General features: G+C 50.5%; 17 protein-coding genes. 16 read left to right on the top strand and 1 reads right to left on the bottom strand.

The annotated features are described in order from the left end of the window. Positions 1-53 precede the first annotated feature (53 nt). The 12 genes from hrcA to deoC all read left to right on the top strand — a co-directional run bounded on the left by hrcA (position 54) and on the right by deoC (position 10,939). A complete protein-coding gene (hrcA, locus tag ACESLK_RS04400; RefSeq protein WP_372662835.1) occupies positions 54-1,079 on the top strand; it encodes a heat-inducible transcriptional repressor HrcA in 1,026 nt (341 codons plus the stop codon). A gap of 67 nt (positions 1,080-1,146) precedes the next feature. After that, complete coding sequence (gene grpE / locus ACESLK_RS04405) at positions 1,147-1,716, top strand: nucleotide exchange factor GrpE (protein ID WP_372663299.1); 570 nt, start codon at positions 1,147-1,149, stop codon at positions 1,714-1,716. Positions 1,717-1,750: 34 nt separating this feature from the next. Next, positions 1,751-3,598: a molecular chaperone DnaK gene (gene dnaK, locus ACESLK_RS04410; protein ID WP_372662838.1), complete on the top strand. Its 1,848-nt coding sequence runs from the start codon at positions 1,751-1,753 to the stop codon at positions 3,596-3,598. Positions 3,599-3,885: 287 nt separating this feature from the next. Beyond that, positions 3,886-5,010 (top strand): molecular chaperone DnaJ, encoded by a 1,125-nt coding sequence (dnaJ, locus tag ACESLK_RS04415; RefSeq protein WP_372662841.1) that lies wholly within the window; start codon positions 3,886-3,888, stop codon positions 5,008-5,010. A 137-nt stretch (positions 5,011-5,147) separates the two neighbouring features. Next, the gene (locus ACESLK_RS04420; protein WP_372662844.1) at positions 5,148-5,315 is read left to right on the top strand and encodes a YfhD family protein; all 168 of its coding nucleotides are present in this window, start codon (positions 5,148-5,150) and stop codon (positions 5,313-5,315) included. Positions 5,316-5,320: 5 nt separating this feature from the next. Next, positions 5,321-5,686: a hypothetical protein gene (locus ACESLK_RS04425; RefSeq protein ID WP_372662847.1), complete on the top strand. Its 366-nt coding sequence runs from the start codon at positions 5,321-5,323 to the stop codon at positions 5,684-5,686. Between the two features lie 160 nt (positions 5,687-5,846). Then, on the top strand, positions 5,847-6,830 hold the full coding sequence (gene prmA / locus ACESLK_RS04430; protein WP_372662850.1) for a 50S ribosomal protein L11 methyltransferase: 984 nt from the start codon (positions 5,847-5,849) through the stop codon (positions 6,828-6,830). Further along, positions 6,827-7,525, top strand: a complete 699-nt coding sequence (locus ACESLK_RS04435; RefSeq protein WP_372662853.1) for a site-2 protease family protein — start codon at positions 6,827-6,829, stop codon at positions 7,523-7,525. The genes prmA and ACESLK_RS04435 overlap by 4 nt, the downstream gene beginning before the upstream one ends. A gap of 73 nt (positions 7,526-7,598) precedes the next feature. Beyond that, positions 7,599-8,366: an RsmE family RNA methyltransferase gene (locus ACESLK_RS04440; protein WP_372662856.1), complete on the top strand. Its 768-nt coding sequence runs from the start codon at positions 7,599-7,601 to the stop codon at positions 8,364-8,366. 1 nt (position 8,367) lies between these two features. Next, a complete protein-coding gene (mtaB, locus tag ACESLK_RS04445; protein WP_372662859.1) occupies positions 8,368-9,717 on the top strand; it encodes a tRNA (N(6)-L-threonylcarbamoyladenosine(37)-C(2))-methylthiotransferase MtaB in 1,350 nt (449 codons plus the stop codon). Positions 9,718-9,813: 96 nt separating this feature from the next. After that, positions 9,814-10,254: an NUDIX hydrolase gene (locus ACESLK_RS04450; RefSeq protein WP_372662862.1), complete on the top strand. Its 441-nt coding sequence runs from the start codon at positions 9,814-9,816 to the stop codon at positions 10,252-10,254. Continuing rightward, complete coding sequence (gene deoC, locus ACESLK_RS04455) at positions 10,247-10,939, top strand: deoxyribose-phosphate aldolase (protein ID WP_372662865.1); 693 nt, start codon at positions 10,247-10,249, stop codon at positions 10,937-10,939. The genes ACESLK_RS04450 and deoC overlap by 8 nt, the downstream gene beginning before the upstream one ends. An 8-nt stretch (positions 10,940-10,947) precedes the next feature. Here the strand turns inward: deoC and ACESLK_RS04460 are convergent, their stop codons facing one another. Beyond that, on the bottom strand, positions 10,948-11,922 hold the full coding sequence (locus ACESLK_RS04460; RefSeq protein ID WP_372662868.1) for a Na/Pi cotransporter family protein: 975 nt from the start codon (positions 11,920-11,922) through the stop codon (positions 10,948-10,950). Positions 11,923-11,992: 70 nt separating this feature from the next. On the opposite strand from ACESLK_RS04460, the gene ACESLK_RS04465 reads away from it, so the two are divergent. The 4 genes from ACESLK_RS04465 to addA all read left to right on the top strand — a co-directional run bounded on the left by ACESLK_RS04465 (position 11,993) and on the right by addA (position 21,349). After that, positions 11,993-13,384, top strand: coding sequence for a class I SAM-dependent rRNA methyltransferase (locus ACESLK_RS04465; protein WP_372662871.1), 1,392 nt, complete (start codon positions 11,993-11,995; stop codon positions 13,382-13,384). A gap of 129 nt (positions 13,385-13,513) precedes the next feature. Then, positions 13,514-13,735 carry a hypothetical protein gene (locus ACESLK_RS04470; RefSeq protein ID WP_372662874.1) on the top strand — a complete coding sequence of 74 codons (222 nt, stop codon included), beginning with the start codon at positions 13,514-13,516 and terminating at the stop codon, positions 13,733-13,735. Positions 13,736-13,856: 121 nt separating this feature from the next. Beyond that, complete coding sequence (gene addB / locus ACESLK_RS04475; protein ID WP_372662877.1) at positions 13,857-17,393, top strand: helicase-exonuclease AddAB subunit AddB; 3,537 nt, start codon at positions 13,857-13,859, stop codon at positions 17,391-17,393. Beyond that, a complete protein-coding gene (gene addA / locus ACESLK_RS04480; RefSeq protein ID WP_372662880.1) occupies positions 17,390-21,349 on the top strand; it encodes a helicase-exonuclease AddAB subunit AddA in 3,960 nt (1,319 codons plus the stop codon). Before addB ends, addA begins: the two co-directional genes overlap by 4 nt. The last annotated feature ends 47 nt before the right edge of the window (positions 21,350-21,396 follow it).

Below are 21,396 nucleotides of genomic sequence, written 5' to 3' on the forward strand. Positions count from 1 at the left end.
ACTACAGCGGAGTGCTAACGAAACAAGCGGTAGCAAAAAAGGAGGAATCTTGGATGCTGAGTGAACGCCAACGTATGATCTTAAGCGCGATTGTTGACGATTATATCCGTTCCGCTGAACCTGTTGGGTCTCGCAGTATTTCCAAGCGCGCAGACGTAACCTTCAGTCCGGCTACCATTCGCAATGAGATGGCGGATCTTGAGGAGATGGGCTTGCTTGAGCAGCCGCATACTTCTGCGGGCCGTATTCCTTCTATTAAAGGCTATCGCTATTATGTCGATCACCTGGTGACCCTGGAAGGCTTGGGAGACCAGGATGTTCGCAAGCTCCGTACTTTTTTTGCCGAGAAAATGAACCACTGGGAAGGCGTGATCGGGCATGCTGCGACAATCTTGTCGCAACTGACTAATTATACGTCGATCGTCCTAGGACCGGAGATGTTCAGTACGACATTAAAGCATTTCCAGCTTATTCCGATCAACGATGTCTCTGCCGTTGCGATTATCGTAGCCAATACCGGACATGTTGAGCATAGGACGATTTCCATTCCGGACGGAATATCAATGGATGACATGAGTAAAATCGTGAATCTATTAAACGAGAAGCTAACCGGAATTCCTTTCTACCGAGTCAAATCCGTCCTGCACAGCGAGATTGCCAAAGAGCTGAGCCGTTACGTAGAGCACTGCGAAGATATCTTAACTCTTTTGGAGAACACGATTACGGAAGAGCAGGTACCGAAGGTGTTCTTAAGCGGAGCATCGAACATGCTGACTCAGCCGGAATTCAAGGACGTCGACAAAGCCAAGACTATTCTCGGAATGCTCGAGGAAACGCAGATACTGATGCAGCTGTTTCAGTCTAATCCTGGCGGTATACAAGTGCGAATCGGTACGGAGAATACGATGGAAGCGATCAATCAGTGCAGCTTGATTACAGCTACGTATACTTTTGAGGGCCAGCAGTTAGGTACGATTGGTATACTTGGGCCAACAAGAATGGAATATGGTAAAGTTATTAATTTACTTGATTATTTATCCAAGGATATCGCACTCTTGATGTCCCGTTGGTATAAGTAAGGAATTGCATAGCACCCAACTATGGGTGGCACGGTAAGGAGGTGAATTCTGCATGAGTACGAACGAGATGAAGGAGCAAGATACGATGGAGCAGCAAGAACAGGCTAACGGGGAACAAGAGAACATAACGAACACTAATGATACGACTCCCCTTGAAGGTGAAGCCGCTGCAGAAGCAGTTGACGAGAACAACGTTATAACCGCGCTGCAGCAGCAATCGGATGAAAACCATAATCGATATCTTCGTGCACAAGCCGATTTCGATAATTTTCGCCGGCGTACAATTAAGGAAAAGGAAGAGTTAATGCAATATGCTTCACTGAAGCTGGTTAGTCAATTGCTGCCGGTGCTAGATAATTTCCAGCGGGCGCTGCAAACGTCTACTGAAGCCGTTGAAGGCGGAGCTTTTGCCAAGGGCGTGGATATGATCTATCGTCAGCTGTTCCAAGTGCTGGAAGCAGAAGGCTTGAAGCAAATGGATGTCGTCGGTCAGCCTTTCGACCCAGAATGGCATCAGGCGGTTATGCAGGTAGAAAGCGATGAATACGCAGAAGGTATTGTTGTCGAGGCTATTCAGCCTGGATACGTACTGAAAGACAAAGTTATTCGTCCGGCAATGGTTAAAGTCAGCCAATAAATTACGCACTTTTATAGAGGAGGAACATACAGTTATGAGTAAAGTAATTGGGATTGACTTGGGTACAACAAATTCATGCGTAGCAGTAATGGAGGGCGGCGAAGCTGTCGTTATCCCTAATGCGGAAGGAAACCGCACGACACCTTCGGTCGTCGGCTTTAAGAAAGACGGAGAGCGCGTCGTTGGCGAAACGGCTAAACGTCAAGCCATTACTAACCCGGACCGTACGGTAGCTTCCATCAAGCGTCACATGGGAACTAACCACAAGGAAACCATTGAGGACAAAGCCTATACAGCTCCTGAGATTTCCGCTATTATCCTGCAGAAGCTCAAAGCGGATGCAGAAGCATACTTAGGTCAACCGGTAACACAGGCGGTAATTACCGTTCCTGCTTACTTTAATGACAGCCAGCGTCAAGCGACCAAAGATGCCGGCAACATTGCGGGACTTGAAGTTCTTCGTATCGTTAACGAACCGACTGCGGCAGCACTTGCTTATGGTTTCGAGAAACAAGAAGATCAAACGATCCTTGTATTCGACTTGGGCGGCGGTACATTCGACGTAAGTATTCTTGAGCTTGGCGAAGGCTTCTTCGAAGTTAAAGCAACAAGCGGAGACAACCACCTAGGCGGCGATGACTTCGACCAAATCGTTATGGAATGGCTTGCCGGCGAGTTCAAGAAGGAGCATGGCATTGATTTGTTGAAAGACAAAGCAGCGGTGCAACGTCTGAAGGATGCGGCAGAAAAAGCGAAAAAAGAGCTTTCCGGAGTCGTATCAACGACTGTCTCCTTGCCGTTTATCACGGTTGTAGACGGAGTTCCTCAGCATTTGGAGCTTAACCTTAGCCGTTCCAAATTCGATGAATTAACTGGAAGTTTGGTTGAGCGTACAATGGGACCAACTCGCCAGGCACTCACCGATGCTGGAATGACTTCTAAGGATATCGATAAAGTAGTTTTGGTTGGCGGATCGACTCGGATTCCTGCAGTCGTGGAAGCGATCAAGAAGCTGACAGGTCAAGAGCCGCACAAAGGCGTAAACCCGGATGAGGTTGTTGCTCTGGGCGCAGCTGTTCAAGCTGGCGTTCTTACCGGTGAAGTTAAAGATGTCGTTCTGCTTGACGTTACTCCATTGTCCCTGGGTATCGAGACAGCGGGCGGCGTTCTGACTAAGATGATTGATCGCAACACGACAATCCCAACAAGCAAATCGCAAGTTTACTCCACCTACGCGGATATGCAGACGCAAGTCGAAATCCACGTGCTGCAGGGCGAGCGTGCAATGGCTAAAGACAACAAAACATTGGGACGTTTCGTTCTTAGCGAAATTCCTGCCGCACCACGCGGAGTTCCACAAATCGAGGTTACCTTCGACATCGATGCGAACGGGATCGTTAACGTATCGGCACTCGATAAAGGTACGGGCAAAAGCCAAAAAATTACGATCACTTCCTCCGGCGGTTTAAGTAAAGAAGAAATCGACCGTATGCAGCAAGAGGCAGAATTGCATGCAGAGGAAGACAAAGCTCGCCGCGAGCTTGTTGAAGCGAAGAACAGTGCGGATCAGTTGATCTACAGTGCTGAGAAAACAATTAAAGACCTTGGCGACAAAGTAGATGCGGCAGAAGTCGAAAAAGCCAATGCAGCGAAAGAGAAATTGGCGGCTGCGCTTCCTGGCGAGAACCTTGAGGAAATCAAAGCGGCAACCGACGAGCTGTCCGAAATCGTACAACAGCTTTCCGTTAAGCTATATGAGCAAGCGGCTCAGCAAGCACAGGAAGCTCAAGGCGGCGCTGAAGGCGGAGATGCAGGCGCGGCTCCCAACAAGGACAATGTCGTAGACGCTGACTACGAAGTCGTAGACGAAGACAAGAAGTAAGGTTTAATTAATAAAAAAACCGAAAGTCAAAGTAGTTCCTTTTTGATCTTTGTTAGATGAATTTCTTATTTGGATTATGAGGGACAGAGGTCTATATCTCCTGGAAGAGTGCAACGTCCGCCTTTTGAGAACCTTCGCCACCTTATATAAATCATTCAGGTGAAGGTTCGAGAACAGCGGCTGGAAGGAGATATAGACCGACGTCCCGGCTTGTAATCCAATAACGATTTTCATCTTTCAAATATCATTCGGAAAAGCTTTGACTTTCCTCATGAGGAGGTGGAGAAGTGGCCGACAAGAGAGACTTATACGACGTGCTAGGCTTGCAACGGGACGCCTCCGCGGAGGATATTAAGAAAGCGTACCGTAAGAAAGCACGTGAATTTCATCCGGACGTCAATAAGGCAGCGGATGCGGAAACGAAATTTAAAGAAGTCAAAGAAGCTTATGACGTATTAAGCGATGATCAGCAACGATCCCGTTACGACCAATTCGGTCACCAGGATCCTAATTCCGGCTTTGGCGGCGGTGGAGCGGATTTTAACGGCGGCGGCTTCGGGGACATCTTCGATATGTTCTTCGGCGGCAACGGCGGCGGACGCAGGGATCCGAATGCCCCTCAGCGCGGCAACGATTTGCAATATACGATGACCATTGAATTCAAAGAAGCTATATTCGGCAAAGAGATGGATATCACCATTCCTCGTACCGAAACCTGCGATACTTGTCATGGCAATGGAGCGAAGCCGGGCACTAAGCCAGACAAGTGTTCGGTTTGCCGAGGCACAGGTCAACAGGAAGTTGCTCAGAATACGCCTTTCGGACGTGTTGTCAATCGTAGAGCATGCTCGGCATGCGCAGGACGCGGTACGATTATCAAGGAAAAATGCGGGACTTGTGCCGGTAACGGTCAAGTGAAAAAGCAACGTAAAATTCACGTCAAAATTCCTGCGGGGGTCGACGAAGGCGCTCAGCTTCGCGTAACCGGCGAAGGAGAAGGCGGAGTTCGAGGCGGCCCTTCAGGTGACTTGTATATCGTGTTGCGCGTTAAATCGCATGAATTCTTCGAACGCGAAGGCGATGATGTCTATTGCGAAATTCCGCTCACCTTCACCCAAGCTGCGTTAGGCGATGAGATTGAAATCCCGACCTTAACCGAGAAGGTGAAGCTGAAGATCCCTCCGGGTACCCAGACGGGAACCTACTTCCGTCTTAAGGGCAAAGGCGTGCCGAAGCTTCGAGGCTATGGACAAGGCGATCAGCAGGTCAAGGTAACGATCGTTACTCCAACACAGCTCAGCGAGGAGCAACGGGATTTGCTGCGCGACTTCGCGAACAAGAGCGGAGAGTCCAATCATGAGCATAGCGGCAACATATTCGAGAGAATGAAACGTGCCATCTTAGGCGATTGATTCTTCATCTATAGAACAGAACCGTCAAGGAAACTTCTTGGCGGTTATTTTTATTTGCATAAGCGGAACACCGAAAGTGCAATATAGGAATCATCGTGCGGCGGATAATGGGACGCCAGCAAGAAGGAGGGATTCCAATGACTGAAGATATTAGCGCTGAGGAGTTTTCTCGGCCATCGAATCTGCCTATTGCATCAGCGGAAGACATTGAATTTTCCGACGAGCTTGCGGATGAGGAAGACCAAGAAGCACAGCAACGAGCGGCAGCGGCTGACGAGCGAGCCACCGCTGGCAGAGAGGAGTGATTCTCTTGGACATGCAGCCCATGCAGGCTAAGTTTGCAACGCAGGATCAAGCTGAATCAGCTATACGAAAGCTGGCTTTTCTCCGCGGCGACCGTTTCCGATTAGAGCGGGTCGGTGCTTATGCCGATACCGGTACTCCAGCTATCGATGCATCTCAATCCGTAGATGGTTTGACTGCATCTGTATTGGCGGGCTCCGCCTTTCAATCGTCAAGCGGAATTATGGCATCCGCAGATGCGGCGGCCCATCAATGGGGCGTTTCGCCGGAAGGCGGCCCCACAGCTGAATTTACGTTATCCGCGAACGTACCGGGTGAAGCCGCCGAGCAGGCTCGCACAGTCATTTTACAAGCTGGCGGCGAAATGATATAGAGGAAGGGACGCACCGCTGTTTTTCAGCGGTGCGTCCTATTTTTATCTGAAGTCGTTGTTTGAAACGGATGATGCACAATAAAGTGGAATGTGGCATTTTGCATCCTGCAAAAGAGTACGTGTATAATGAAATTCATTGAGCAGTTGAGGGGGAACAGAATTGCGATGGCATGAATTGACCGTCCTTGCGACGGAATCGTCACAGGAGATGGTGACCCATTATTTAACAGAGCTTGGTGCAGGCGGAGTTTCCATTGAGGAATCGTGGTCGGCCGATAAGCCCCGAGATACTTCCTTTGGTGAACTATACGACACGAAGTTGAATGATATCCGCCAAGGTTATGCGGAATTTAAAGCTTATTTCGCTGAAGGCACGGATATGAAACAGATAGCGATCGATCTGGACGCCCTACTGAAAGGCTTACCGGAATTCGGCTATGACGCCGGTGAATTCTCGATATCGGCAGGTGAAGTTCATGAGGATGATTGGGCGGATGCATGGAAGCAATATTTCAAGCCCATCGCAATAACCGAACGCCTAACGATAAAACCAACCTGGGAGGATTATACGGCACGTGAAGACGAGCTTGTCATTGAGCTTGATCCCGGTATGGCATTCGGGACGGGTACGCATCCAACGACTACGCTTTGTTTAATTGCTTTAGAGAGATCAATTTCCGAAGGAGATCAAATTATTGATGTCGGAACGGGCTCGGGCGTTCTAGCTATTGGTGCGATGAAGCTCGGAGCAGCTAAGGTGCTGGCGCTGGATCTTGATCCGGTTGCAGTTAAATGCGCTGCAGAAAATGTTGCGCAGAACCAGTTAGAGAGTGACATCGAAGTGCGATTGAGCGATTTGCTCGGTGTTCTCCACGATCACGAAGACAAAGCGGGTATGGGCGTAACTCCTCCTGTAGAAATCGTCGTAGCCAATATTCTTGCGGAAATTATTTTACTCTTCCTAAGCGATGTCATGGAAGTACTAAAGCCTGGCGGGATTTATATTACTTCCGGTATATACAAGAATAAGGAAATGGTCGTGAAAGCGGGCTTGCTCGCTGCCGGGTTTGAAATCATCGATGTATTGCGTCAAGAGGAATGGATCGCGTTCGTAGCCGGTAAGCCGAAGGGGGATGGCGAGTGAATTTTTTCTGGTTTCCAATAGAGTATCTGCCCGTCATTATTCTTGTTATGCTTGTTGCTTTCAGTGTGCATGAATTCGCGCATGCATGGACCGCTTGGAAATTCGGCGATGATACGGCTTATTTAGAAGGCCGGGTTACCTTAAATCCGATAGCCCATCTGGATTGGATTGGTATGCTCTTCTTGTTGATCGCCGGCTTTGGTTGGGCGAAGCCCGTGCCTGTGCGCAGAAGCCGCTTCAAAAACCCGCGTCTCATGAGTATTCTCGTCTCCGCCGCTGGTCCCCTTAGCAATCTATTACTTGCCTTTTTATTTATGTTATTCATTGATTTACTGAGTGCTTTCCATGTATTCGATAACGTATCGGTGTCATTCCTTGATAGAATGTCCACATTCATTAATCTGTGGATAATCATTAACCTGGCCTTATTCATCTTTAATTTAATTCCGATTCCGCCGCTGGACGGGTACCGAATCTTGGAGGAGTTTCTGCCAGTCAGGATACGTATTCAAATCCAACAATGGGCGCAATGGACAACTTTCTTATTTCTTCTTCTAATCTTTATCCCGCCGTTGCGCGATAATACAATCGGACCTTTACTAAATTTAAGGACACCGATTATCGAAGGAATGGCATGGTTATTGAACCAGCTGTTTTCATTCGCAGGGGGCAGCGTATTTTATAGGGGCTTCTAAATAAAGGATGCTAGCGAAAGAAAGCAGAACGAGTTATTATGAAGGATGGAATAATGGCGGGAGGCTTCTTTAGATGCAACGTTATTTTGTGCCTCCGGCGCAAATGGAAGAGTATTCCGTTGTGCTTGAAGGCGACGATGCACGGCATTTGGCGGCCGTCATGAGAGCGAAGCCCGGTGATTGCTTCATCGCATGCGATGGTAATGGCCAGGATGTGCTAGCCCAAATCATAACGGTTGATAAAGATAGGGTTAGAGCGGAAATAACCGAACGATTAATCGCCCAGGCGGAAATGGCTTGGAAGGTTACGGTAGCACAAAGTCTCGCTAAAGGAGACAAGCTCGAGATCGTTATACAGAAAGGCACGGAGGCGGGCGCTATCGCCTTTCAGCCATTCTTATCGCAGCGCACCGTTGTTCAATATGATGAACGCAAAGAAGCAAAGCGGCTCGAGCGCTGGCGCAAAATTGCCAAAGAAGCCGCAGAACAAAGTCACCGCAGTGTCATTCCGGGAATCAAGACAGTCAGCACGTGGAAGTCTTTGCTTAAGCAATTTACGGAGTACGATCTTATCTTGTTCTGTTATGAGGAAGAAGGTCGCGTTGGAAGCGGGCTGCGTGCTTTGTTATCGGATTATCGGACACAATTTGCCTCTATCAACCCGCGCGTACTCGTTGTCATTGGCCCAGAAGGCGGGTTTACCGTTCAGGAAGCGGAAGCAGCAGTCCTGGCGGGCGCTAAGCTGATTGGTTTGGGAAGAAGAATATTACGGACGGAGACAGCGGCGCTATATGCGCTTGCTTGTCTAGCATATGAGTCCGGAGAGTTGGGAGGAATCTGAGATGCCGAACGTGGCATTTTATACATTAGGCTGTAAAGTTAACTTCTATGATACCGAGGCGATCTGGCAGCTATTCAAAAATGAAGGCTATGAACAGGTAGATTTCGAGCAAACCGCCGACGTATATTTAATTAATACCTGTACGGTGACCAATACGGGCGACAAGAAGAGCCGGCAAATTATCCGCCGCGCCGTACGCCGCAATCCTGACGCCGTTATTGCAGTAACAGGCTGTTATGCGCAAACGTCCCCGGCAGAGATTATGGCGATTTCAGGCGTTGATCTCGTTATAGGAACACAGGACCGGGAGAAGCTGATGTCGTTTATTACCGATATACAGAATGACCGGAAGCCGGTAAACGCGGTACGGAATATTATGAAAACACGTGAGTTCGAGGAGCTGGATGTCCCGGATTTTTCCGAGAGAACGCGTGCATTTCTGAAGATTCAAGAAGGCTGCAATAATTTCTGTACGTTCTGCATTATTCCATGGTCTCGCGGACTTTCACGCAGCCGCAAGCCGGAGAGCGTTCTGAATCAAGCTCGTCAGCTTGTAGAGGCAGGGTATAAAGAAATCGTACTCACAGGTATTCATACTGGCGGGTATGGAGACGACCTGGAAAATTATCGGCTGGCGAACCTGCTTGCCGACTTGGACAAGATTGATGGGTTAGAACGCATAAGGATCAGCTCCATTGAGGCAAGCCAGATCGATGAGAGGATGATCGCTATTCTTAACAGCTCTCCAAAGATGTGCCGCCATCTGCATATTCCGCTGCAAGCGGGAGACGATGAAATCCTGAAGAGAATGCGTCGGAAATACACGACTGCCGAATTCGCGGAGAAAATCCGATTAATTCAGGAAGCGATGCCGGGCGTAGCGATTACCACGGATGTGATAGTTGGTTTCCCGGGCGAGACGCAAGAGCAGTTCGAGAACGGCTTTAAGTTTATGGAGTCAATGAAATTCGCGGAAATGCACGTGTTCCCTTATTCCAAAAGAACGGGTACCCCGGCGGCACGCATGGATGAACAGGTTGATGAAGAAGTGAAGCACGAGCGCGTACATCAGCTCATCGACTTATCTGAACGAATGCAAGCTGCCTATGGCCGCGAATGGGTCGGGCATATTCTAGATGTCATTCCGGAGCGTGAAGCCAAAGGTGCTGAAGGGATGGGCTTGATGTCCGGATATACCGACAACTACATTCAGGTTGTATTGAATGGAGATCACTCCTTGATTGGCAAGCTGTGTCGTGTGCGAATTACGGAGTCCGGGGTAAATGAATGCCGAGGCGAGCTCCTTGAGGTTATCGAGGATAAGATCCGTCCGGTTGCATTGCAGGCATAAAAGGTTTCGAGTAAAGATTTCACCGTGGCAGGCTGCACAGCTTCCGGCCATTGTTGGAGTCTTTTTCTCGTATTCGGAGCAGGGGGATTTTTCAGGATGAAGAAGGAAATTTCTGCAGGCGGAGTTGTGTACCGTCATCGACAAGGTCAGTTGGAAATTCAGCTTATCGAGGACAGATTTGGCCGAATGACCTTAGCTAAAGGTAAGATGGAGCCTGGTGAGACGATAGAGCAGACAGCGCTGCGGGAAATTGCAGAGGAAACGGGAATGACGGGGCAAATATCTGTGCCTTTAACAATCATTTCATATGTGTATGAACACGCTCAGTTAGGCAGGGTCCAGAAGGAAGTACATTATTACTTGGTTGAGGCGAATTCGGGTCAGCTGGAGGCTCAAATTGACGAAATCAAGGGTGTAGCATGGTATGCTCCGTTAGAGGCTTGGCAACTGCAAAGAGACTCCGGCTATGACAACAACGATGAGGTACTTCGTCTAGCATTTATTAAGCTGGGAGTCGAGGTGGGGCCAGTTGCCTGAGGAAATTATTTGGCCTGTATGGGAACCGAATCAACCATTAGCCCCTTTTATGGACTATACACTGTTAAAAGCAGATGCCGGTGCCAAAGATTTTATTAGATTATGTGAAGAGGCGAAAGCTCATAACTTCTATAGCGTCTGCGTGAACGGAGGCTGGGTTCGATTGTGCCGGGAACGTCTAAGCGGAACGAACGTTAAGGTTAACGCCGTCATCGGATTCCCATTCGGCTCTCATGCGACAAGAGCAAAAGCTTTCGAAGCGGCAGCCGCAATCGATGACGGAGCTTCGGAGATCGATATGGTGCTCCCAATTGGGAAATTGATTGATGGAGATTATGAGACGGTGGAGAGAGATATTGCCGCAGTCGTTCAAGCCGTACAGGGCGGTGCGCTCGTGAAGGTTATTCTTGAAATGGGAATGCTGACGCAAGAGCAGCAAGCGCATGGAGGAAGGCTTGCAGAGGAGGCCGGCGCGGATTTTATTCAAACCTCAACGGGCTTTGGCGGTGCAGGGGCGTCAGAAGCGGATATCCGCTATCTAAGGGCGGAGATATCAGCCTCTATGGGAATAAAGGCTGCAGGCGGCATCCGCAGCACTGCCTCCGCCGTCGCCCTCTTGAGAGCAGGGGCGAATCGGATTGGCAGCAGCTCAGGCATGGACATTGTTAACGGACAAATGAAATGAAAGTTATTTTATGAAGGGCTCGGGGGCGAAGGCCGCCATAAAGGCAAGTAAGCGATTGGCAATGCCGCGAGCGAGCAGACGACATTAAAAATCGTCTGGGCATGCGCGATTTGCGCTGACGGATCATTAGGTGATATTAGAGTAGCCAATGTCTGCAATAGTCCAATAAGCGGGAAGAACAGTAATGCGCCGCTCGTGTTCAGAGCAAGCTGCGACAAAGCGACGAAGCGGCCGCCTCTGCCTCCGCCTAGGGAGGCGATCAGACCGGTAAAGCAGGTGCCGATATTCGCACCCAGAACGATGGCAATACCCGCCTCGGGGGTCATGGCTCCAGTCGCTGCTAGTCCCATGCACATAGCTATTACCGCAGCGCTGGAATGGATCAGCGCAGTAAGTATTGCCCCACCGACAACACCCCAGAACAGATTATCGTTTGTTATTCGCATGAGAGCGTCGAAGGTACCGTTTTCCCGCAAGGAGGGGCCCATGCCTTGGAGCAGCTTGAAGCCGATAAGCAAGAGCCCGAATCCGCCTAACGCTACGGATACATAACGAAGGGTCAGCCCCCGCCTGGGAGCCGCAGTCACATTTCTTAGCTCATTCATAAGAACGGTGAGAGTCCACCCGGCGAGGGCAAGCACAAGGATTGGGAATCCGAATTGATGAAGCTTTAGGCTCATAAGCTCTGTCGTCAAAGTCGTCCCGACGTTCGTGCCTAGGATAATAGCAAAGCTGCGTGACAGCGAGATCCATCCGGCATTTACGAAGCTGATCGTAAGAACGGTAACGGCCGTGCTGCTCTGTAGAAGAGCGGATGCAATAGTCCCTACGGCGAAGCCTCGGAGCGGAGTGGCGGTTGAACGGGCCATCCAGTTAGAGAGCCTGTGACCGGCCCAGTTCTGCAGGGACGTTTCCATGACCTTCATTCCGGATAATAATAGCGCAAACCCGAGAAGCGACGGGATAATGAAACTGGATATCATACAAGCACCCCCTTTTAAGACTATGCCAAAGTAAGACAAGTTTATGAACGGATAAGGAGTGGAGATTAAATTGAGCACACAAGCATCGATTTGGTTAAACAAAGGACGACGGGCGCGAATAGAGGAAGGTCACCCTTGGATATATGCGGGAGAGATCGCGAAGACCGAAGGGGAGCCAGAGCCGGGACAGCTCGTAGAGGTCCGGGATCACCGCGGCCTAATGCTTGCAACCGGGTATTGGAATCCTGCTTCGCAAATTACGGTTCGTATCGTAGCTTACGGTCCGCTCGAGAGTTTGGACACCGGCTTTTTTCGTAAAAGGCTTATGCATGCCTCGGCTCATCGGACGAGATTTCTCGGAGACGGTGCTTCTTGCCGTCTTGTCTACGGGGAAGCGGACTTTTTACCGGGATTGGTCGTTGATCGCTTTAATGACGTCTTAGTTGTACAGGTGCTGTCTCTAGGAATGGAGAAAGCTAAGGAGGCGTGGCTTGCTGCTTTGATTGAAGTTTTCGCGCCTCGCGGTATTTATGAGAGAAGCGATGTCGGCGTTCGCACATTAGAGGGCTTAGAGGAAAGGACCGGTATTCTGTACGGGGAGTGTCCAAGGTATGCGGAAATAATAGAAAATGGGCTGAAGGTGCAGGTCGATATAGAGGGCGGTCAGAAAACCGGCTATTTCTTCGATCAACGCGAGAACCGTGCTGCTATTGAACCCCTTATAAGAGGTTGGGGAGCGCGGAGCGGAATCACCTTGCAGGAAAAAGAATCGGAGGATGGCGTAAATAAGCTTGTTCCGGTTAATGCCAATGGCGGTATGGTCACCTTCCCTTATTGGGATGGAGCGACCGTATTGGAGTGCTTCGCCCATACGGGAAGCTTTACCTTGCATGCCTGTAAGTACGGCGCCAAAAAAGTAACCTGCCTCGACATCTCCGAGCATGCCCTGCAAACCGCACGCCATAATGCGGAGATTAACGGCTATACGGATCGCGTAGAATTTGTGGCTGCGGATGCTTTCGAATATTTGCGCCAGCAGGTAGCTGGGCGTGATGAACGTCAGGTACGTGCGAATGCCAAGCTGTCCGGGGCTAAGGTTGACACGTCCAAACCACTTTCTACCGAGGGGAGAACATGGGATGTCATTATACTCGATCCTCCGGCTTTCGCTAAAACCAAACGTGCGGTCGAGGGAGCCTGCCGCGGCTATAAGGATATTAACTTACAAGCGATGAAGCTGCTTAATGAAGGCGGTTATCTCGTAACAGCTAGCTGCTCGTATCATGTGCGCCCTGAGCTTTTTCTGGAAACGATCCAGGAAGCCGCTAAGGACGCAGGCAAGATTATTCGCCGTATCGAGTGGCGGGGAGCGGGTAAGGACCATCCTCAGCTTGCGGGGGTAGAGGAAGGGCATTACTTGAAGTTTGGAATTTTCGAGGTGCGTACCCGCAAAGAGCTGTGATGCGAAGCTTAGAAGAGATTGTTAAGAGAATGTTAGGAAAATGAAGGATGTTTTGATCTCTTTTCGGGAACATTTCTAACGCCTCTGGATTATTCTTAATTCAAGGGTTAGGAAACGGGAGGAATTAAAATGGTCCATGAAGTGATCTTATTCGGGAAACGTGCAGTTCCGATTGAGAATAGAGCAAAAGCGGTGTCTAGCCGGAGTCGGTTTAACAACCGCATGCAGGATATGGTAAGCGATTTGGAATTTCGCCGCCGCTGGAAGCATGTGCGCTGCATTGAGCTTTGGTCAGACGCTGCGATCTTCAAGTACGACGATGGCACTAAATGGTATATGAATATATCTTAAAGATAACCGGGGACTTTCTCATGTCGATATGACTGATGAGGGTCCCTTTTTCATGCGTGTGGTACAATGAGTATCATATATAAACTATACTATTTCTCAAAGCAAGGTGGAGGTGTGCGGCATGTCGCTTCGGCTTATAACGGGTCGTTCCGGGAGCGGAAAGACACGGTTCTGTTTGGACGAAATTAGGAGCAGGCTGCAAGAGGATCCCCAAGGTGCTCCGCTCATTCTGCTCGTTCCGGAGCAGGCTACCTTTCAAGCGGAATACGCGATGGCAACTTCGCCTGGACTGGACGGATTTATGAGGGCGCAGGTGCTGAGCTTTCGAAGATTAGCCTTTCGTGTCATGCAGGAAACCGGCGGTTCCTCTATCGTTCCTATTCACGATAACGGTAAAGCGATGCTTTTACATAAAGTTCTTGAAGCCCGGAGAGAAAGCTTGCGGATATTTCGCGGCGGCAAAGCGGAGACTGGGCTCATTGCCCGAATGAACGATTTGCTCACGGAGATGAAGAGGTATGGGGTCGATAGCAGCCAGCTTTCTTTGCATGCGGAAACAGCAGCCAAGATGGCGGAGAGCTCTGCACGGGCGAGTCTGCTGTCGGACAAGCTTCATGATTTATCGCTAGTTTACTCCGAGATGGAGCGGGAGCTGACCGGACGCTGGCTAGACGGCGAGGATATGCTGAGCTGGCTTGCGAAAGGCGCTGCAGAAGCCTCTGTACTTGAAGGTTCCGAAATCTGGATTGATGGCTTTCATGGCTTTACTCCTAGCGAATACGCCGTATTAGAAGCGCTGCTCAAGAGAGTGGGCAGGGTTTCAGTTACACTTTGCCTAGATCAGCCTTACGGTGCGGGAGAAAGACCTGACGAGCTGAATGTTTTTCATCCTACCGCGGAAACGTCGGCTCAATTGTCCGAGAAAGCTCAAGCTGCAGGAGTCAATCTTGACCCTCCAGTCATTCTCCGTTCGGAGGTGGCTCCGCGTTTCATGAACAACCCGATCATTGCGTTTATGGAGAGCCAATGGGAGAGTCGCAAGCGCTGGGACGGCGACGTTGCTTATTTGCAGCAGGAGAATCCGCTATGCGGGTTATCTTTGCATGCAGCCGTTAATCGAAGGGCTGAAGCTGAAGCCGTTGCCAGAGATATGCTTCGCCGTGTCAGAGAGGAAGGCGGTCGCTGGCGGGATATGGCTCTGTTCATTCGACGGATGGAGGATTACGCGGATTTGCTGGCAGCCGTGTTCGGTGATTACGGGATTCCCTATTATCTGGACGGCAAAGCTAGCGTTTCCCACCATCCATTCGTGGAATTCATCCGTTCCGCACTAGAATGCGTGACGGGCGGCTGGAAAGCTGAGGCTTTTTTTCGATGCGCCAAGACGGATCTGCTTGGAACAATCGATAGAAAAGTAACCCGTGACGAGATAGATCGACTGGAAAATTACGCGCTTGCAGTCGGAATAGACGGTTGGCGTTGGCATGACGATCGCGTTTGGTCCCCTCTCTATCGAGGGGATCTGGAAGAAGAAGAGGTGGCAAGCAACGCCGAAGAAGCCATGAAGGAGCTTCTCTCTGTTCGTAACGCTTTGTTAACTCCTCTCAGATCACTCGAGGCTCGCATGAAAAATGCTCTTTCCGTCCGCGAGCTCTGTGAAAGTCTATACTATTTCTTGGAGGAGACGGGTGCCGCTGATACGCTGGAAAGCTGGAGCGTAGAAGATGCTGCAGCAGGACAGCCCGGACGAATGGCATTTCATCGGCCATTATGGGATGGCGTGCTTCATTTGTTGGACCAGCTTGTAGAGCTCATGGGAGAGCAGTCCCCTGATCTTCTTTTGTTCGCCGGCATGATTGATTCCGGTATGGAGGAGCTGAAGCTGGGCGCGGTTCCTCCTTCCCTGGACAGCGTTCTGATAGGCAGTCCGGAACGTACGCGCTCCGACCGTATCAAAGTTGTCTATCTGCTCGGGGTGAACGACGGCGTGTTACCTATGCGCATATCCGAGAATGGTTTACTTGCGGAGGAAGAACGCGACCAGCTTGTCTCCTCTGGCTTGACAATGGCGCCTGGCTCACGACGCCGGTTATTAGACGAGTCGTTTTTGGCTTATTTAACCTTAACGACTGCCTCGCATCATTTGTGGATCAGCTATCCGCTAGCCGATGAGGAGGGGGCAGGCTTGCTTCCGTCGGAGTGGATTCGCCGATTACGGAATCAGTTCCCAGGTTTACCTATCAGAACGGTAACAGGCGAGCCGCAGGAGACTCAATCAGAGGAAGAGCAGCTAGACTTTGCCGTACATCCTGGAAAAGCTCTCACGCATTTGTTATCAAGGCTGCGAAGCTGGCGTCAAGGTGAAGCCATGAAGCCTGGCTGGTGGTCGGTTTATAACTGGCTGTGGGAGCAAGAGAGATGGAGAAATAAACTCGTTTCTCTTATTTCTTCTTTGAATTATTCGAATGAAGAGAAGCCGCTGGCACCCGAGACGAGTCGGTTGTTGTATGGTGATCGTCTGCTGGCCAGCGTTTCGCGGATGGAGCGCTTCATAGCTTGTCCTTTTCAGCATTTTGCCGTTCACGGCCTTCGTCTCCAAGACCGTCGCTTATATCGGGTGGACTCGCCCGATATCGGGCAATTATTCCATGCAGCGCTTCGTCAAACGACGGAGAAGCTGTTCGCGGAAGGTCCGGCGGAGATGGATGCGATGCGGTGGCAGATGGAGGCCGCGGCTGCGGTGGACAGGCTATTGCCTCGTCTGCAATCCCAGATCTTATTGTCCTCCCATCGACATCAGGTTATGGCGCGCAAGCTGCGAGATATCGTGAGTCGAGCTTCCTCCATTCTGGGGGAGCATGCTTCGTTGTCTGCATTCAAGCCTGTCGGGCTGGAGCTTAGCTTCGGTCCTAACGGATTACTTCCTGCTCTATCCCTTGAGTTAGACGGAGGACGATGGATGGATATCGCGGGTAAAATCGATCGCGTTGATGCTGCGGAATCTTCTTCAGGGCTGCTGCTGCGGATCATGGATTACAAATCCAGCGCGATGAAGCTGAAGCTGGAGGAGGTTGCACATGGACTTTCTTTGCAAATGCTCACTTATTTGGATGTTGTAGTTTCCCATGCGCCGCATTGGCTTGGTCGGTCGGCTAAGCCGGCAGGCGTGCTCTATTTTCACGTGCAGAATCCGCTTCTCCTCACACCGAATGGAATGCCTAAGGAGGATGCTCGCGACGCTCTCTTCCGCCAATACCGGATGCAAGGCTTGTTATTAGCCGACGGGGAATCCGTTAAGCTGATGGATGAATCGCTTAATCATAATACGAAGTCCGCGGTGGTTCCCGTGGAATTCAAGAAAGACGGAGCTTTCTCGGCTCGTTCTCAGGTCGCCGATTCGAGCCAATGGGAAGTTCTTCGTTCTTCCGTACGATCACAAATCCGCCGGATCGGCAAAAGGATTGTGGATGGGGATGTGGCCATTACCCCGTATCGGATGGATCGCCGGAGCCCATGCACATACTGTGATTTCCGTCCGGTGTGCCATTTTGACAACCAAGTTGAAGGTAATTCGTATCAATCTCTAAGTAAATCAGGCAGTAAAGAGGAATTATGGCAGCGACTCGCAGACGGAGCACAACGGAGGGAACCGTATTGAAGCAGATTAGAAATTGGCCGGTAAAACCAAAGGATAGCCGTTGGACGGACGAGCAGTGGGCAGCCGTCACGGCTGATGGTTCCCATCTTCTGGTAGCTGCAGCTGCGGGATCCGGTAAAACCGCTGTGCTTGTAGAGAGAATTATTTCTCGTATTGCTAACGAGGAACGGCCTTTGGATGTGGATGCCGTACTTGTAGCGACCTTCACGAAAGCGGCAGCTGCCGAGATGAAGGAAAGAATCCGTCACGCTCTGGAGGAAGCGCTGGAGAGACATCCGGACTCGAGACATTTACGCCGCCAAATCGCATTGCTGCCAAGAGCTTCCGTGACGACGCTTCACTCGTTCTGTCTGGAAATCGTGGAGCGTTATGCTCCGTTAATTGAGCTTGATCCTGGCTTTCGAATGGCAAACGTTACGGAAGCGGAATTGCTGCGGATGGATACGTTGGATGAGCTGTTCGAGGAAAGATACGAAAGTGAAGGAGAAGCTGGAGCGTTAGCATCGCTTGCCGATCGCTTTGGGGGGGAGAGAAGCGACGAGCCCCTGCACCGTCTTGTGCTGGAGCTGCATGAATTCGCTGGCAGCCATCCTTGGCCTGAATACTGGCTGACTAAGATGGCGGATGATTTCGAGGAAGTTCAAGCGGAGACGCTTCTGCATACCTTGTGGGTCAAAAGCCTGCGGGAAGATGCCGTACTGCTGCTTCAAGGCACATTGTACCTGTTGCGCGGCGCTTTGCGATTGTCGCACGAGCCCGGAGGACCAGAGCCTTATATCGATACTTTATTCGCAGATATCGATAGCCTGGAGAAGGTCGCTTGTGCTTTTGAAACAGGAACATGGGGAGATTGGCAAGCGGCGGTCGCGGATATTACTTTTGGCCGTCTAAAGCCATGCAAAGGTGACGAATACGATACCTCTTTAATTGAAAGGGTCAAAGGGCTGAGAGACGCAGCGAAGAAAGCGGCCGGACGTCTATCGGAGGAATGGCTTGTTCGCTCCCCTGAGCAATATGCCTCCGAGCTTCATTCGTTGGCACCGTCCATGAAGCGGCTGTCTGAGCTTACCGTGCAATTCGGGGAGCGTTATGAGCAAGCCAAAAGAGCTAAGGGACTGCTGGATTTCGGCGATCTGGAGCATTATGCGCTGCGAATCTTGCGTGATCCTTCTTCTACGCCCGAGCAGAGCATACCCTCGCAAGCCGCGCTTAATTTCAGTGAAAGATTCTCTGAGATTTACTTAGATGAGTATCAGGATACGAATGAGGTGCAGGAAGCGATTGTTTCGTTAATCGCAAGAAAAGAACCTGGCAACGTGTTCATGGTTGGCGACGTTAAACAGAGTATTTATCGTTTCCGACTGGCGGAACCGGGGTTGTTCCTGAGTAAATATAAGGTTTATGAAGCTTTCACAACACTGGGGGAGACAGATTATTCTCAGGGATTAGAGTTTGAAGGTTTAGACAAGGTTGCAGACACAGACGGACTTCGAATCGATTTAGCTCGGAACTTCCGGAGCCGCCGAGAAATCGTTCATGCGGTCAATCATGTATTCCAGCTCATCATGCGTGAGCCTGTTGGAGAAATGAATTATGATGCTCGAGCAGAGCTCATTTATGGGGACGGGTATGCGGATGCTGAGGGGGAATCTAACCCTTATTCCGTTGAGATGATTTTACTGGACTCATCGGCAGCCAGATCGGAAGAGGATTCACAAGCGAAGGAAGCTGTAGATCCAAGTGCGGATGGGAGCGAAGGGGCTCAAGCTTCGGCAGACGGAGCTGCCGAAGAGATCGAGGATGCAGAAGCAGCTCAGCTTGAAGCGAGATGTATTGCGGCGGAAATCCACAAGCTAATGGGGCTGGAGGGAGAAGGGGAGCACTCGTCCCCTTTCCCAGTCTATGATAGCAAGAGCAAGCTTCACCGCCCGGTTCAATATAGGGATATTGTCATTCTGCTGCGTGCGGTTACGGCGCTTGCGCCCGCTTTTCTCGAGGAGTTAAAAGCTGCGGGTATTCCCGCTTATGCCGACCTCGCAACAGGTTATTTCGCTGCTACGGAAGTCGATATTATGCTTTCCCTGCTCTCCATCATCGATAATCCGCATCAGGATATACCCCTAGCGGGGGTATTGCGGTCGCCCATCGCGGGCTTGACGGCTGAGCAGCTCGCCCAGATTCGTCTAGCTAAGCGCAGCGGTTCCTTCTGGGATGCTGTTAATCTTACCGCTGCGGGTTTTTATTTTGCAGAAGGACGAGAAGTTAACAGAAATGAAGGCTTGCAGGCTGCTTTAGCGGCGTTTGTTCTGAGTCTTGGCAAGTGGCGTGACTTTGCAAGAAGAGAGCCTCTCGGGGACTTGCTGTGGATGTTATATCGCGAAACGGGCTATTACGATTATGTAGGAGGGCTTCCAGGCGGGGGTCAGCGGCAGGCAAATTTACGGGCGCTGGTCCATAGAGCAGTCCAGTATGAGCAGTCCTCCAGGTTTCGCGGGTTGTTCCGTTTTCTCCGGTTCCTAGGAAGAATGAGGGATACCGGTGCGGATTTGGGAGCTGCCCGAGCGCTTGGCGAGAGCGAGAATGTCGTGCGGATTGTGTCGATTCACCGAAGCAAGGGCCTTGAGTTTCCAGTTGTTTTCGCCGCGGGGTTAGGTCGGAACTTCAACCGGAGAGATTTAAACGGGGCTTTCCTGAAGCATAAGAAGCTAGGCTTCGGGCCGAGGATGCTGGAGATAGATACTCGGGTTACTTATCCGACTTTGCCCCAGCTGGCCATCCGCCGCAAGCTGGCGGCAGAGATGCTGGCAGAAGAAATGCGAGTGTTATATGTCGCGATGACGAGGCCAAAGGAGAAGCTCTATCTTATCGGTACCAGCAAGGATGCGAACAAGCAATGGGAGCAGTGGAGCGAAACCGCTGCGATCACAGAGGAGGGCCTGCCGACTTATACGGTTGCGGCTGCCTCTCGATATTTGGATTGGCTGGGACCGGCGGCCGTGTTGGCACGCGAGCTTCCTGACCCTGTACGGCGATGGAACTGTCGTATTGTTCCTTCCATTACGTACACTCGTCATGCTGCGGATATTCAAGAGGCTGATTCCAATGAGGGGGAACTATGGAATGCTGTAGTTAATGGAGATAAGGTCGACGTAGCCGACGCCAAGACAATGGACCGAGCGGCACGGATTTTATCCTGGGAATATAACCACAAATCGGCGGCACAGGTTGCCGCCAAAACCTCCATAACTGCATTAAAAAATCAACAATCGGCCGTTGCTCCTGATGCAGCTGTCGAATCTTCGGATTTAATGGACGGACAGCAGGAGCGTGATGCGGCTGAAGGCTGGTCGGAGCGTTCTAACGATTCTTCGCCTATGACGACAGCTTCGAATTTTCGTTTAAGGCGACCGCGGTTTATGTCGGCGAAGCAACTGACAGCTGCGGAACGGGGAACGGCCTTTCATTTGGTCATGCAGCATTTACCTGTTCGCGAGGGGACTGGTGTAAAAGAAATAGAAGAATTACTCGTTCGTTTGGTGAAGCAACAGATTTTGTCTGTCGATCAGCGGGAGGGTGTAATTGCGGCGGATGTTTCCGCTTTTTGTCAGACTCCGTTGTATAATCGACTTTACCTGGCTTCTCAGGTATGGAGAGAAATACCGTTTACTTATGGTATTCCTGCCGCAGCAGTATATCCGGGAGTGGTCGAGAAATCTTCAGAGGAAACCGTCATTATTCAAGGGGTTATCGACTGTTTGTTCGCTGAGGAAGATGGGCTCGTACTCGTAGATTACAAAACCGATGTGCTCAAAGGCTCAACAGGGACAGAGGCGGCAGAGAAGCATCGTTTTCAAGTCGAAAGATACAGTGAAGCGGTCGGCAGTATTCTGGGTAAGCCAGTCAAGGAAGCTTACGTCTATTTCTTTGACGGGGGTAAGACGGTTCGTCTAATATAGTGATTGTTATGGAGTAAGGAAATGGGATCTATTTACGGTAATGCGGG

Source organism: Cohnella sp., assembly GCF_041640265.1.
Classification (GTDB): Bacteria; Bacillota; Bacilli; order Paenibacillales; family Paenibacillaceae; genus Cohnella.

What these genes read in the sequence shown, in the direction of transcription:
- ACESLK_RS04420 (WP_372662844.1), top strand. Translation starts at nt 5,148, where the DNA reads ATGACTGAAGATATTAGCGCTGAGGAGTTTTCTCGGCCATCGAATCTG.
- hrcA (WP_372662835.1), top strand. Translation starts at nt 54, where the DNA reads ATGCTGAGTGAACGCCAACGTATGATCTTAAGCGCGATTGTTGACGAT.
- dnaK (WP_372662838.1), top strand. Translation starts at nt 1,751, where the DNA reads ATGAGTAAAGTAATTGGGATTGACTTGGGTACAACAAATTCATGCGTA.
- ACESLK_RS04460 (WP_372662868.1), bottom strand. Translation starts at nt 11,922, where the DNA reads ATGATATCCAGTTTCATTATCCCGTCGCTTCTCGGGTTTGCGCTATTA.
- ACESLK_RS04440 (WP_372662856.1), top strand. Translation starts at nt 7,599, where the DNA reads ATGCAACGTTATTTTGTGCCTCCGGCGCAAATGGAAGAGTATTCCGTT.
- mtaB (WP_372662859.1), top strand. Translation starts at nt 8,368, where the DNA reads ATGCCGAACGTGGCATTTTATACATTAGGCTGTAAAGTTAACTTCTAT.
- ACESLK_RS04450 (WP_372662862.1), top strand. Translation starts at nt 9,814, where the DNA reads ATGAAGAAGGAAATTTCTGCAGGCGGAGTTGTGTACCGTCATCGACAA.
- ACESLK_RS04470 (WP_372662874.1), top strand. Translation starts at nt 13,514, where the DNA reads ATGGTCCATGAAGTGATCTTATTCGGGAAACGTGCAGTTCCGATTGAG.
- grpE (WP_372663299.1), top strand. Translation starts at nt 1,147, where the DNA reads ATGAAGGAGCAAGATACGATGGAGCAGCAAGAACAGGCTAACGGGGAA.
- addB (WP_372662877.1), top strand. Translation starts at nt 13,857, where the DNA reads ATGTCGCTTCGGCTTATAACGGGTCGTTCCGGGAGCGGAAAGACACGG.